The sequence below is a fragment of the Phnomibacter sp. genome (assembly GCF_036803085.1).
In the GTDB taxonomy this organism is placed as follows: Bacteria; Bacteroidota; Bacteroidia; order Chitinophagales; family Chitinophagaceae; genus Phnomibacter.
Map to the genome: position 1 here is coordinate 397,144 of NZ_DAIRUZ010000001.1, position 14,348 is coordinate 411,491.

The 14,348-nt window shown below is 45.1% G+C and carries 9 protein-coding genes; 5 read left to right on the forward strand and 4 right to left on the reverse strand.

Annotated features, from left to right (window positions below):
* Positions 1-17 precede the first annotated feature (17 nt).
* Both V7Q13_RS01675 and V7Q13_RS01680 read left to right on the forward strand, forming a co-directional pair.
* A complete protein-coding gene (locus V7Q13_RS01675) occupies positions 18-2,087 on the forward strand; it encodes a putative porin (RefSeq protein WP_333798944.1) in 2,070 nt (689 codons plus the stop codon).
* 12 nt (positions 2,088-2,099) lie between these two features.
* The gene (locus tag V7Q13_RS01680; RefSeq protein ID WP_333798945.1) at positions 2,100-3,200 is read left to right on the forward strand and encodes a DUF3810 domain-containing protein; all 1,101 of its coding nucleotides are present in this window, start codon (positions 2,100-2,102) and stop codon (positions 3,198-3,200) included.
* A gap of 29 nt (positions 3,201-3,229) precedes the next feature.
* Here the strand turns inward: V7Q13_RS01680 and dnaE are convergent, their stop codons facing one another.
* Positions 3,230-6,928, reverse strand: coding sequence for a DNA polymerase III subunit alpha (gene dnaE / locus V7Q13_RS01685; protein ID WP_333798946.1), 3,699 nt, complete (start codon positions 6,926-6,928; stop codon positions 3,230-3,232).
* Positions 6,929-7,165: 237 nt separating this feature from the next.
* Here dnaE and V7Q13_RS01690 point away from each other — a divergent pair, with 237 nt between their 5' ends.
* Positions 7,166-7,984 carry a C40 family peptidase gene (locus tag V7Q13_RS01690; RefSeq protein WP_333798947.1) on the forward strand — a complete coding sequence of 273 codons (819 nt, stop codon included), beginning with the start codon at positions 7,166-7,168 and terminating at the stop codon, positions 7,982-7,984.
* Here V7Q13_RS01690 and V7Q13_RS01695 read toward each other — a convergent pair whose 3' ends face one another.
* The gene (locus tag V7Q13_RS01695; protein ID WP_333798948.1) at positions 7,985-9,637 is read right to left on the reverse strand and encodes a M1 family metallopeptidase; all 1,653 of its coding nucleotides are present in this window, start codon (positions 9,635-9,637) and stop codon (positions 7,985-7,987) included.
* 49 nt (positions 9,638-9,686) lie between these two features.
* The gene (gene msrA, locus V7Q13_RS01700) at positions 9,687-10,352 is read right to left on the reverse strand and encodes a peptide-methionine (S)-S-oxide reductase MsrA (protein WP_333798949.1); all 666 of its coding nucleotides are present in this window, start codon (positions 10,350-10,352) and stop codon (positions 9,687-9,689) included.
* A 207-nt stretch (positions 10,353-10,559) separates the two neighbouring features.
* On the opposite strand from msrA, the gene kynU reads away from it, so the two are divergent.
* Positions 10,560-11,822: a kynureninase gene (kynU, locus tag V7Q13_RS01705; RefSeq protein WP_333798950.1), complete on the forward strand. Its 1,263-nt coding sequence runs from the start codon at positions 10,560-10,562 to the stop codon at positions 11,820-11,822.
* Position 11,823: 1 nt separating this feature from the next.
* Positions 11,824-12,441: an SGNH/GDSL hydrolase family protein gene (locus V7Q13_RS01710; RefSeq protein ID WP_333798951.1), complete on the forward strand. Its 618-nt coding sequence runs from the start codon at positions 11,824-11,826 to the stop codon at positions 12,439-12,441.
* On the opposite strand, the gene V7Q13_RS01715 is transcribed toward V7Q13_RS01710, so the two are convergent.
* The gene (locus V7Q13_RS01715) at positions 12,438-14,315 is read right to left on the reverse strand and encodes an ABC-F family ATP-binding cassette domain-containing protein (RefSeq protein WP_333798952.1); all 1,878 of its coding nucleotides are present in this window, start codon (positions 14,313-14,315) and stop codon (positions 12,438-12,440) included. The genes V7Q13_RS01710 and V7Q13_RS01715 overlap by 4 nt on opposite strands.
* Positions 14,316-14,348: the final 33 nt, after the last annotated feature.

Sequence of the window (14,348 nt, forward strand, 5' to 3'; positions counted from 1 at the left end):
GCTGCAGCTTTGGTAAAATGAAAACAAACGTCACTCATACACTGAAGAGTTTATGCGCTTTGGTACTTGCCTTGCTGGTGCTGGGGCATACTGATGGTTGGGCTCAACGTCCTTCTGGGCCGGGTAGCAATTTGCGCTACGACCCGCAAGGCCGGCCAATGGGCAATAACAAAATGAAGGGTGGCGATAGTTTGCAGCAAAGGGATAATAACGAAGACTCCATCACCATCTTTTTCAGAATGTTTGATAGCAGCAGGGTGCGTTTTCTCGACTCTACTGTCGGAGAGTTTACGAACCGATTTCCCTTGCAAAAAGACCAATTGTTTTTAGGCAGCCTGGGTAATGCTTCACAGTCATTGTTGTTTGGCCCTAATCTCAGGCCTGGCTTTGATCCGGGGTTTCATGCATACGACCAATACAAGTATACTGTAGAGGGCACACGAATTTTTCAAACAACACGGCCTTACACAGAACTTGATTATTTGCTGGGTGCAAGATCTGAGCAAACCATTAAGGCACTGCATACACAAAACATTTCTCCTACCTGGAATGCTTCATTTGAGTTTCGCTATCTGGGATCGCCGGGCAATTTGAAAAACAACAACACTAGCCATAGTAATATCAGATTGGCTACAGGCTTTGCTACCCGCAACCGTCGCTACAGTGGCAATGCCATTTACATTACCAACCGTAACCGATCTGCTACCAATGGTGGTATTGTGTCTGATACTTTCTTAACATCTACCAATACGGCTTATAACCAACGCTTCAATATACCCACATGGCTGGGGGGCGATGGGGATCTTAGTACTAACTTTTTTGCCACCAGTGTAAGAACAGGTCATACCTACCAGCAACGCCTGTTTTTTTTCCGGCAGCAATACGACCTTGGGCAAAAGGATTCTGTACTAAACGTAGAAGACTCAACATATACCAAACTGTTTTACCCCAGGTTTCGGATACAGCACAATTTATTGTATCAGCAACAGCAATTTGGATATGCCGATGCTTCACTTACAGATACGTCGACCACCAATGTGTATGCTAATGTTTACCGAAACCGTTTTGGTGTAAATAAGCTGCATCCGTTGCTACAGCTAAATGATAAATGGACTGAAGTAACCAATGAAGGTGCCATTCTTTTGTATCCGCAAAAGAATAATCAGGATCAGTTTTTGAAACTCGGTGCAGCATTTCAAATGCTGAATGCATTGTTTGATAGTGCTACCAGCCGCAAGTACAACAACCTGTATGTGCTGGGTGAGTACAGAAACCGAACCCGCAACAGAAAGTGGGACATTAATGCCAATGGTAAATTGTACATCAGTGGATTGAATGCCGGCGATTACACTGCAGACGTTTCATTGCAAACTTTGCTGGGTAAAAAAGCAGGCATTCTTCGTTTGGGTTTTCAAAATACCAACCGTACACCTTCTTTTGTATTTGACACACTCAGTCATTTTATCAATCAAACCAATAGTGAGTTGAAGCAAGAAAACTGGACGCATCTCAGCGGACAATATTTTTTGCCGTCTTTGCAAATGCAATTGTTTGGCCACTATTACTTGGTAAGCAATTATACCTACTGGGACACGTACACTACATTTAAGCAGGAAGCTACATTAACAAGTGTGCTGCATGTAGGTGCTTCAAAAACTTTCAAGCTCTCGAAGCATTGGAACTGGCATGCTGCACTGCATGTGCAAACAGAAGCCAGCGATGCTATAAACCTGCCGCTGTTGTATGCACAAAACAGGGTCGCTTATGAAGGGTTGTTTTTTAAAAACCTCAACCTGAGTACTGGTGTTGAAATCAGATATTTCACACCTTATACCATCAACGACTTTAGCCCCATAAACGGGCAGTGGGTGGTGCAGGATACTGCTACCATTCGCAACCGTCCTGACATACATGCGTTTTTGCATTTGCGGATCCGTTCATTTAGATTGTTTACCCGTCTCGAAAACCTGAATGCACTTAGTATAAACAGAGGCTTCTCTTTCCTCAACAACAATCTGGCAGCACCTTTGTATCCTACACCCGGCATGTTTTTCCGCCTTGGTATCTATTGGGGATTTGTGAACTAAGATTTTCTATTCATGCAACGCAGGTTAGCCATATCGCCACAGCTCAGGGCATGGATATTACCGCTTGTTTTGGTTTTGCTTATCTGGTTGCTGCAGCAATTTCCCGGCATCATCGAAACCTATTATGCACAAGGTATTTACCCATACATCGGTTGGATGCTTCGGGTTTTGTTTGGTTGGTTGCCATTTAGTGTGGGTGATGTATTGATTGCTGTACTTATCATAATTGCTGTTACTACTGTTGTAAAAGCAATGCGTAAGAAAAAATACTACACAGGAAAGTTGGGTTGGCTCAGGCACTTACTGCAACAACTGTTGAAATGGATGCTTTGGTCATACATTTTATTTGAATGCATTTGGGGATTGAATTATTACCGAAAAGGTTCAGCTTATCTGCTTCAACTGCAGCCCGACGTGTATACAACTGCCGATGTAGATACGCTGTTGAATACAGTGAATGCCCGGCTGCATTCTTTGAGTAAAGACAGCGTTGTTATACGACAATCGTTAACGCAAGACAGGCTACATCTCAATGAAATGGTGACTGCTGCGTATACAAATGCTTCACAGCAATATGGCTGGTTGGCCTTACATCACACTAGTTTGAAACCCAACCTGCTCGGGCCTTTACAATCATACACAGGCTACGGTGGTTATTTGTTCCCCTTCACTGGCGAAGCACAGGTAAACTTTCACGCACTTGCATTTACGCTGCCGTTTACAGTAAGTCATGAAATGGCGCACCAACTTGGTTTTGGTAGCGAAAGCGAAGCAAATCTGATTGGCTATTTAGCCGGAAGGCAATCTGCGTCTGCTTTACTGCAATACAGCACTTATGCCGAAATGCATGATTATGCTGTAAGCGATATGTGGGTAAGAGATAGCGTTTTGGCTAAACAGCGGTACAAAGAAGTGCCTTACATGTTGCAGCAGCATCGCAAAGAAATGCGGCAGTGGGTGCAGGCGCACAAGCATCCGGCACAGCAGTGGCTTAATTGGATGTATGAACGTTACTTGTGGAGTAATAATCAGCCACAAGGGCTACAATCGTACAACAGGGTAGTGGCATGGTTGATTGCTTATGGAAAAAAATATGGCTGGCATCAGTTGTAATGCCAGCCACGATTGTTTTTGGAAACTGATTAGCCTAAATCTGTCATCGTTACTTTCACATCCAGCTCAGTTGTGTTAAGCAGATAGTCAGCCATCTCTTCATTAAGACTGTAGCTTTTGCTGCTCATCATTTCAATATCAAAATTGCGGATGCTATCCCGCACCAAAAATTTCAGTTTGGTACCACCTACATTTTTCTTGAGTTGTTGTTCCATAAACCCAATCATTTGTGTGGTAATATTAGATGGCTCAATAAGAATATCTACTTGTTTGGTGGTACTGGTACGCAGGGTTTCCAGCAAATAAATACCCGATATTTTAAACTCCCAACCTTGCTGTTCCAACTGCTGGTCGGGGCCGTATTTCATGCGGGGTTTGTGTTGGCCTACCACGTATAAGTTCAAGCCGATATTGAGGAACTGCGCATACTTCGTATAGTCCTGGCTCCACAAGGCAAACTCCGCTTTGCCAGTATAATCTTCAATGGCAAGGATGGCAAAGTTTCTGCCCGTACGTGTGGTGCGATGTTGTGCACTCACCACCAAACCTGCCAATCTGAATGGCTGGCCCGGACTTGCTTGTTCATTGATACTTTCAGTAAATTCATTGAATTTACCCAATGGCGTTACGCCATAATGCCTTAGTTCAAATCGGAAATGATCGAGAGGGTGTCCACTCATGAACATGCCCGTTACATCTTTTTCGTGACCAAGTTTATCCGTCAATGTCCATTGGTCGCATGGCGGTAGCTTAGGTAGCTGCACATCCAGACTGTCGGCAAGGTTACCAAACAATGTGTTGGCGGTGCTGGCACTTTGCTGCTGCAGTTGGTTGCCATAGCGAATGATGCGTTCCAAGCCGTTCATGCTTTCGCCCTTTGGCACAAAAAAGTATTGTGCCCGGTGCAGGTCTTCGAAGCAATCAAATGCACCGGAATAGATGAGGCTTTCCAGCGATTTTTTATTCACGGTTCTTTGATTGATGCGCTTGATAAAATCAAATACATTTTGATAGCGGCCGTGTTGTTCCCGCTCTTCAATAATGCTTTGAATAGCAGCTTCGCCCACTCCTTTCAAACCACCCAAACCAAAACGGATTTCTCCTTTTTTATTGACAGCAAAACCTTGCTTCGATTCGTTGATATCCGGACCAAGCACTTTAATGCCCATGCGTTTGCACTCTTCCATGAAGAAGGTGATTTTTTCCAAGGCACCGGCATGGTTGAGTACAGCCGCCATGTATTCGCTGGGGTAGTGGGCTTTGAGGTACGCTGTTTGGTATGCCACAAATGCATAGCACGTAGAATGCGATTTGTTGAATGCATATTGGGCAAAGGCTTCCCAGTCGGTCCAAATCTTTTCCAGTTTGTCGGCCGCCATGCCTTTGGCAATGGCACCATCCACAAACTTGCCTTTCATTTTGTCCAGCGTCTTGCGGTCTTTTTTGCCCATTGCTTTTCGCAGTACGTCGGCATCGCCCTTGCTAAAGCCGGCCAGCTTTTGGCTCAGCAACATCACCTGTTCCTGATACACGGTAATGCCGTAGGTTTCTGCCAGGTATTCTTCCATTTCCGGCAGGTCGTATTCAATGGGTTCGAGGCCATGCTTACGGGCAATGAACTTGGGGATGTATGCCAGCGGGCCCGGACGATACAAGGCGTTCATGGCAATCAAATCGGCAAACTGGTCGGGCTTCAGGTCCCGCAGGTATTTCTGCATGCCCGTACTTTCAAACTGAAACGTACCGTTCGTTTCGCCACGTTGATACAGCTGATAGGTTTTGGCATCATCCAATGGTAAATTATCGGGTTCAATATCTACCCCATGATTTTCTTTGATGAGTTCCAGGGCCGTTTTCAAAATGGACAAGGTTTTCAATCCCAAAAAGTCCATCTTAATTACACCGGCTTCTTCAATCACACTACCTTCTATTTGTGTAACCCACAAATCAGAATCTTTGGCAGTAGCTACAGGTATCAGTTCTGTCAAATCTTGCGGAGCAATGATGATACCTGCAGCATGGATGCCTGTGTTGCGAACAGAACCTTCCAAACGTTCGGCTTCTTTCAACACTTGCGCCCTAATGTCGGTGCCCTTGTATATTTCCCGTAGCTGTTTTACGTTCTCAATATCTTCCGGCGCCAGCTGTTCTTTTTCTTCCAGGCTTTTTTCGCCTTCTTTTTTAGTGAGTGGTGCTTTCAGCACACGGCCCAAATTTGTGCCCGGTTTATCGGGCACCAGCTTTGCCAAAGCGTTGCTATCGGCCAGTGGCAAATCAAGTACACGGGCCACATCTTTAATACTCATTTTGGCAGCCATAGTACCATAGGTAATAATCTGCGCTACCTGTGCTTTGCCATATTTGTCCACCACATAATCAATTACCCGCTGACGGCCTTCATCATCGAAGTCCGTATCAATATCGGGCATGCTCTTACGGTCGGGGTTGAGGAAACGTTCGAACAGCAGGTTGTATTTAATGGGGTCGATATTGGTAATGCCGATGCAATAGGCCACGGCACTACCAGCTGCCGAACCACGACCTGGGCCCACAAACACACCCAAATCACGACCGGCTTTAATGAAGTCGCTTACAATCAAAAAGTAACCGGCAAAGCCCATGATTTTAATGGTGTTCAACTCGAAGTCGAGGCGTTCACGTGTCGACTCCGAAATTTCACCATAGCGTTTCATGGCACCTTCGTAAGTAAGATGCTTCAGAAATTCCCATTGGTTCAGCACATCGCTTTCATGAACCTTGAATGATGGCGGAATAGGGAAGTTGGGTAGTAAGATTTCTTTTTTCAGGTTCAACACTTCTACACGATCAACTATCATGTTGGTGTTGTCTATCGCTTCCGGAATGTCGCTGAAGAGCTTCGACATTTCATCCGGCGTTTTAAAATAAAACTGATCGTTGGGAAATTTGAAGCGCCGGTTTTTCATGTGCACTTCATCATTCGTCATGTCATCAAAGCCGGGTGTGCTTTGCTTTTCACCTGTGTTGATGCAGAGCAAAATGTCGTGGGCATTGTAATCATCCTGATCGGTGTAGTGGCTGTCGTTGGTGGCAATTACAGGAACGTTGTACTTCTTGGCAAAGCGCATCAGCACTTCATTAATCTGGTCTTGCTCGGGCATGTTGTGCCGCTGCAATTCAATAAAGTAATCATCGCCAAACAAATTGTGCCACCACTGAAACTCTTTTTCTGCGGCTTCTTCACCATCGTGCAAAATGGTTTGTGGCACATAGGCGCCAATGCAACAGGTGGTTGCTATCAAACCCTCATGGTATTTTTCAATCAGCGATTTTTCAATACGCGGATACTTGCTGTACATGCCCTCAATAAAACCCAACGAGGTTAGCTTTATGAGGTTTTGATAACCCTGTTTGTTTTTGGCCAGCAATACCTGATGGTAGCGTTCATCTTTTTGCTCTTTCGAAAAAGTTTTGCGGTGCATGTTTTCCACCACATAAAACTCGCAGCCAACAATGGGTTTTACTACCGGCTCAATTTTATCTGAGCCATCTTCATTTTTGCCCACCACACGGGTGTTTTTCCAGGCCTGGCTCACAAATTCAAAAGCGCCAAACATGTTGCCATGGTCGGTTATGGCAAGGCCGGGCATGTTATTAGCCGCTGCTTTTTTGTACAGCGAATCGATGCTGGCGGCACCATCGAGCAATGAATACTGAGTATGACAATGGAGGTGGGAAAAACTAGGCATAACGCTACAAATTTTCTGTACTATCTACCACAATGCAAGGGGTCAAATTTGGCGTAAAAGGGCGGATGATACGGCTTTCATTTTCCACAAAACCGTACAATTATTGTAGGAAAAATGTAAACCGTTGAGGCTCAATTGTGGCACGGTTTTATTGATACAATGACTGTCAAATTTGACGGCCGGATGATGGTCGCTAGGCATTTTCCGGTATTTTTGCCCCTCGCTAAATTTGTGTGGATGGAGTTGATGATCAAACGATTGTGTTCTTTATGTATGATAGCCATGTTGCTGCTTTGCAGTAGCTATGCCGAAGCACAGCAAAAAAGCAGTGCCAAAAAGCCTGCACCCAAGAAAACGACTACACAAAAGAAAACGATCAGCAAGAAGAAACCAGCCAGCACTGCAAAGGCAAAACCAAAGGCAACGCCAAGGGTAAATTTGGCGCAAGCCATTCCTCAGATAAAGGATAGCCTGCTGGAAAGAGACATACCGCTCCGCAATTTCGATTCTATTTTGATGGCGGCCCGTCGTCAGGAAACATCCTTAAAAAGTCCTGATTTTAACCTGGGAAAAACATTGGGAACAGCGTTGGAAAATTTCATTCCCGTTCAATTCAAATACGCTATTCTGCTGAATGAATCGGTAGAGAAATTATCGAACCTGGTGCTGTACAAAAACATTGATGATTGGTATGGTACCCGCTACCGGTATGGTGGCAAAACCACAAAGGGCATTGATTGCTCAGCTTTCATGCAGGTCATATCGGAATATACATTTGGCTGGGTGCTGCCACGCACTGCCCGAGAGCAGTATGTAGCCATGCAAGGCATTAAGCGGGATGAACTGCGGGAAGGCGATTTTGTTTTCTTCAACACTACCGGCGGCATTAGCCATGTGGGTATGTATTTGCAAAACAACAAATTCATACATGCCAGCAGCAGCGAAGGTGTAAGTATTGGCGACTTGCAAAGCAAGTATTGGAGCCGCCGGTTTATTGGTGCCCGCCGCATGGCAGAAGTAACAACCGCTACCGCTGCACCTACACAGTTGGATTGATTAATCCTGATACCGGATATACAAATTTTTATTCCACTCACTACTGATGTTTTCATCATTCAATGATGTGGCTATTGTTGTCCACTCATTGGCGTGTATGGTTTTCCAAACGCCTTGTCCATTGCCGGTAGGCAAATACACAGGCAAACGAAATGCAGCGTTACAATCAGTAAACTTCACCTTTAACTGTCCGCTATTGATGCTCCATTGCAACAACGGAATTTGTGTGGTTCGCAGGTATTGATCAAACACGGCTTTCACATCAAACGACACAAACTGTTGCATGTATGCCTGCAGTTCTACAGTAGAAGTGGTACCATGATAATAGGTTTTGTACATGCCCCGCAGCAGCTGCCGAAAACTGCTGTCGTTTTGCATAGCCGTACGAATGGTATGAATCATGTTGGCCGCTTTGTAATACATATCGCCACTGCCTTCATGGTTTACGCCATATTCACCAATAATGGGCCGGTCGTTCATGATGTTTTTGCGAATGCCTTGTACATAGGCTTCGCCGGCAGCCTTGCCAAACAGGCATTGCGTGTATATGGTTTCGCTGTAGTTGGTAAACCCTTCATGAATCCACATGTCGGCAATGTCTTTGCTGGTAATGTTGTTGCCAAACCATTCGTGTCCGCTTTCATGAATAATAATGAAATCCCATTTGGAACCCCATCCTGTACCGCTCAGGTCACGGCCACGATAGCCATTCATAAAGTTATTGCCATAGGCCACGGCACTTTGGTGCTCCATGCCCAGGTGCGATGATTGAACGAGTTTGTAGCCATCGGCATAAAAAGGATAGGGGCCAAACCAATGCTCAAAACATTGAAGCATCGGCTTCACTTGTTTGAATTGTTCTTTGGCTTTTTCCAGTTCATAATCGAGCACCCAATAGCTGCAATCGAGCACACCATCTTCGCCGTTGTATTGTTCTTCAAACGATACATACTTGCCGATGTATGGAATGATGTTGTAATTGTTGATGGGATTTTTTACTTCCCAGCGCCAGGCCGTTTTATCGCCCATGGTCATTTTGTTGGTGAGTCTGCCATTGCCAACAGCAGTGAGTGTATCAGGCACAATCATCGTAAGCGATGCACCCAAATCAGGCTCATCACTTTGGTGGTCTTTGCAAGGATACCAAACGGAGGCGCCCAAGCCCTGACAAGCTACCGTCATCCAAGGGCGGCCTTTGTTGTCTTTGGTCCATACCCAGCCGCCATCCCAGGGGGCACGTACGGCTTTGCGTGGCTGACCATGATAATAGATGTGCAGGTTGTGTTCACCAGCTTGCATTTGTGCAGGCATTTGCAACAAAGCAGTGTTGTTTTTTCTGGTAAATGAAATGCGCTGTTGTTGATTGAGCACAATGCTGTCTATCAGCAAAGGTTGTTGCAAATCAATCTGCATCAGCTTGCCGGGCTTACTACTGCTGAACCGAATACTGGTTTGACCAACAATGGTTTCGCTGGTATAATCCGGCGTTACGGTAATATCGTAGCGTTGTACATCCCACCAGCTACGGTTGGCGTTGAGCGTTCCCCGTAACGAATCGTCGAGGGTGAATTTTTGTGGCGTTCTGCCTAATTGTGCCTGAGCAAATGCGGGCAGCATTATGGCCATCAGGCCAATACAAATGGATTTACGCATGTAGCAATACTACTAAACCCACCCGATATGCAGCAACAAAAAATCCGGGTTATTGACCCGGATTTGATTTGCGTAATTTCTCCTGAAATACTTTTCGAAATTTATCGAGCTTCGGCTTTATCACATAAGAACAATAGCCGTAGTTAGGATTGTTGGCATAAAAATTCTGGTGATAATCTTCTGCAGCATAAAAGGCTTTAAATGCGTTGATTTCAGTAACAATTGGCGCATTAAATGCTCCGCTTTTGTCGAGCTCCGCTTTGTATTTTTCTGCCAGTTCTTTTTGCGAAGCAGAATGGTAAAATATGGCTGAACGATATTGTGGGCCTACGTCGGCACCCTGTCGATTGGGAGTTGTGGGGTCGTGGGTTTTCCAAAATACTTCGAGCAGTTCATCAAAACTGATTTGTTCCGGGTTGTAAACGATTTGAGTAACCTCTGCATGACCAGTGGTTTTGCTGGTAACCTGCTCGTAGGTGGGATTGGCTACATGGCCACCGCTGTAACCGCTGGTTACTTTCAATACACCTTTCAATTCCTGAAATACAGCTTCTGTACACCAAAAGCAGCCTGCTCCAAACGTGGCGGTATCTGTAGTTTCCATGGTTCTGTTTAGCATGCTTACGCTCAACGATTGAGATTGTACGTTTGGTTGGTTACACCCCGCCAACATCAAGCCTCCTGCCACAGTAGCCAACACCAAAACATTCATCATGAGTAATCGCATTTTCAAAAGCAAAGTTGGTTCAATAAGGGAACACGAAGTGCACGTGTGGCAGCAAATTAACACTAACTAAAGATAAACAATGTGACCCCCATGCCCAGAATGCAAAAGGTATCTTAAAATCTGCTGATATTCGTCGGGCTGTTTGATGGCCCATCGATAAGCGCAACATTCATTCAACAAAAATGTAATTTGTTCATGATAGATTTTGAACCTACCCTGGCCTTTGCCCGCCAGCAAGACGCTACAGATGCTTTACAAAGTTTTAAAGCTGCTTTTCATTTTCCACAGCATAATGGGCGCAATGCTATTTACTTCTGTGGCAATAGTTTGGGCCTGCAACCCAAGGCTGTAGCCAATGCTATACACACTGAATTGCAAAGCTGGCAGCAACTGGCGGTGGGTGGTTATTTCGGCGGTACCAATCCATGGTTGTATTATCAGGATTATTGCAAGCCTGCTTTGGCTAAAATGGTAGGTGCTTCTACACAAGAAGTAACGGTGATGAACGCATTAACAGTGAACCTTCACTTGTTGATGTTGTCGTTTTACAAACCCAGTGGCAACCGGTACAAAATCATGATGGAAGCCGGCGCCTTTCCCAGCGACCAATATGCGGTGGAAACACAAGTGCGGCAATACGGCTTCAATCCCGATGAAGCTATTATAGAAATAGCGCCAAGAGAAGGGGAGAAAACGTTAAGGACAGAAGATATTTTGGAGAATATCAACGCTCATGCAAATGAATTGGCACTGGTGATGTTTGCCGGCATGAATTATTATACCGGCCAGTTGTTTGACATGGCGGCAATTACCAAAGCTGGTCATGCAGCAGGAGCGATGGTGGGCTTCGATTTGGCACATGTTACCGGCAATGTACCCGTGCAATTGCATGATTGGGATGTTGACTTTGCAGCATGGTGCAGTTACAAATATCTGAATGCTGGTCCGGGTGCTGTGGGCGGCGTTTTTGTACACGAAAAACATGCACAAAATGTGCAGCTGGGTCGCTTGGGCGGCTGGTGGGGCAATGATGAAAAGACCCGTTTTAAAATGGAGAAAGGGTTTGTACCCAAGGCCGATGCCAGTGGCTGGTGCATGAGTACATCACAGGTAATGAACACTGTGTGCCTGAAAGCTTCGCTGGAAATGTTTGAACAAGCAGGCATCGAAAATCTTCGGGCCAAAAGCATACAACTCACTGCTTATTTGCAATACCTCCTGCAGCAATTGCCCAATCTTTCTTTTGAAATTATCACGCCTGAAAATCCAGAAGAAAGAGGAGCCCAATTGTCCTTGTATTTCAAAGAAAATGGCCGGGCCATTCATGATGCCATGCATGCTGCTGGTATCATTGTCGATTATCGGGAACCCGGCGTAATTCGTGTGGCACCAGCACCCATGTATTGTAGCTTTGAAGATGTGTATCGGTTTTACGAAATCCTGAAAACGCAATATTAATATGTCGCAGCATATCCACAGCCTCTTATGCCTTGGCGATAGTTATACTATTGGCGAAGGTGTTCCGTTGTACGAATCTTTTCCATACCAAACCATGCAGCTGTTGCGCAAAGCTGGTGTGCATGTACATGCTCCGGAAATTGTAGCCAAAACAGGCTGGACCACTTTTGAATTGGCGGAATACCTGATTCATCATCAGCTGGAAGAGGCGTATGATGTGGTGTCGCTGTTGATTGGTGTCAACAATCAATACCGTGGTTTATCCATTGAAAGTTTTCAGGAAGACGCTGAATTTCTGTTGCGCAAAGCCATTCATTTAGCAGGCAATTTATCACATCGGGTAGCGGTGTTGTCTATACCAGATTGGGGCGTTACGCCATTTGCAAAAGACAGAGATAAGGATGCTATCGCACAACAGATTGATGCATTTAATGCAGTGCTGCAAGCACTTTGTGATAAGTATAAAGTTACTTTTTTAGATAACAGCACTGCCAGCAGAGCCGCAGCAAACGACGGTAGTTTATTGGCAGAAGATGGCTTACATCCTGCCGGAAAATTGTACGCACAATGGGCTGCATCTTTCGCTGATTGGATGCAGCAGCAAATACACAAGCATTAATTGCCCACTTCGCTGAGTTCTAACCAACGCATTTCTTTTTCTTCAAGTTCGTTGGTTACTGCAATCAATCTGGCTGACACTTCCTGCAGTTCTTCGTAGGAGAGAGGGTTGCTCATTTTTTCGGTGAGGGTTGCTTTTTCAGCTTCCAATGCAGGCAGGTCTTTGTCGAGTTGTTCCAGCTCCCGCTGCTCTTTGTACGATAGTTTTTTCTTGGCAACAGGTGCAGTTGTTTCTGCAGGCTTGTCTTTTTCGGGTGTTGTTTTTTGCTCTGCTTGTTTTTCTTTCCATTGTTCTTCCAGACGGTATTGTGTGTAGTTGCCGGGGTAATCCCGCACTATACCATCACCTTCAAACACAAACAAATGATCTACTAATCGGTCCATGAAATAGCGGTCGTGGCTTACAATGAGTACACAACCCTGATAGTCGGCCAAAAAGTTTTCGACCACGGCCAGCGTTGGTAAGTCCAAATCATTGGTTGGTTCGTCGAGTATTAAAAAGTTGGGATTGCGAAACAAAATGGTGAGCAATTGCAAACGTCTTTTTTCGCCGCCACTCAACGATGATAAGTAGGTGTATTGTTTTTCTGGCGGAAACAAAAACAACTCCAGAAACTTGCTTGCCGTCAATGCTCCACCTCCAGCTAATGGAAACGTTTCTGCAAATTGTTTTACGTATTCAATTACCCTCAGGTCTTCTTTCCATTGCAATCCTTCCTGACTGTAGTTGCCAAATACGACAGTATCGCCAATATTTATTTTACCGCTATCGGCTTGCTCTAAGCCTTGCAGCATGTTGAGGAAAGTGGATTTACCAACGCCGTTTTTACCAACAATACCAATGCGTTTGCCTTTGGTAAAGGTGTAGTCAAAACCTTTGAGAATGGTTTTCTCTCCGTATGCTTTGTATACCTTTTTCATTTCGGCCACCTTGCCACCGAGGCGAGTCATTTTTACCTGCAGTTGTAGTTGCTCGTCTACCACTTTTTGTTTGGCCCTGCTTTCTACATCATAAAAAGCATCAATGCGGCTTTTTGCTTTGGTGGTGCGGGCCTTGGGTTGCTTGCGCATCCACTCTAGTTCTTTGCGATATTCGTTTTTGGCTTTGTCAATGCTGCTCAGTTCGTTTTCAATTCGTGCAGCTTTCTTCTCTAAAAAGTTTTCGTAGTCGCCTTTGTAGGTGTAAATGTTGCTACGTTCCATTTCCCATATTTCATCGCAAACAGCATCCAGAAAATAACGGTCGTGGGTTACCATCAGCAGCGTTACATGCTGTGCACTCAGGTAGTGCTCCAGCCACTCAATCATTTCTACATCCAGATGGTTGGTGGGTTCGTCCATTATGAGCAGCACATGACCAGTTTCAAAACCTGCATCAATCAGTGTACGTGCCAATGCCACCCTTTTGCGCTGTCCACCACTCAATGATATCATGCGCTGGTCGAGGTAATGAATGTTGAGCTTGCCCAAAATTTGTTTTACGCTGGCATCAAAATCCCATGCACCCAACTCATCCATACGTTGAATGGCCTGCATTATTTTTTCTCCGTCGCCCGATTCACTCACTTCTTCATAGTCACGAATGGCATTGAGAATAGGATGGTCGTGTTGGAAAATATTTTGGGCTATGGTTTGGTGTTCGATGAATTGCGGTTCCTGTTCAAACAACACCACTTTCACGTCTTTGTTAATCCAAAGCTTGCCGCTGTCTGCCGTTTCTCGTCCGGCCAGTATTTTCAGCAGTGTGCTTTTGCCTACGCCGTTGCGGGCTACCAATGCTACTTTATCTCCTTCGTTTATGTGGAAGCTGATACTATCAAACAAAGGGGTTACGCCGTATGCTTTGGTAAGGTTTTCTGCTGATAAATAATGCATGTATACTGTTTCTGTTGGGAAGGCAAAACTATG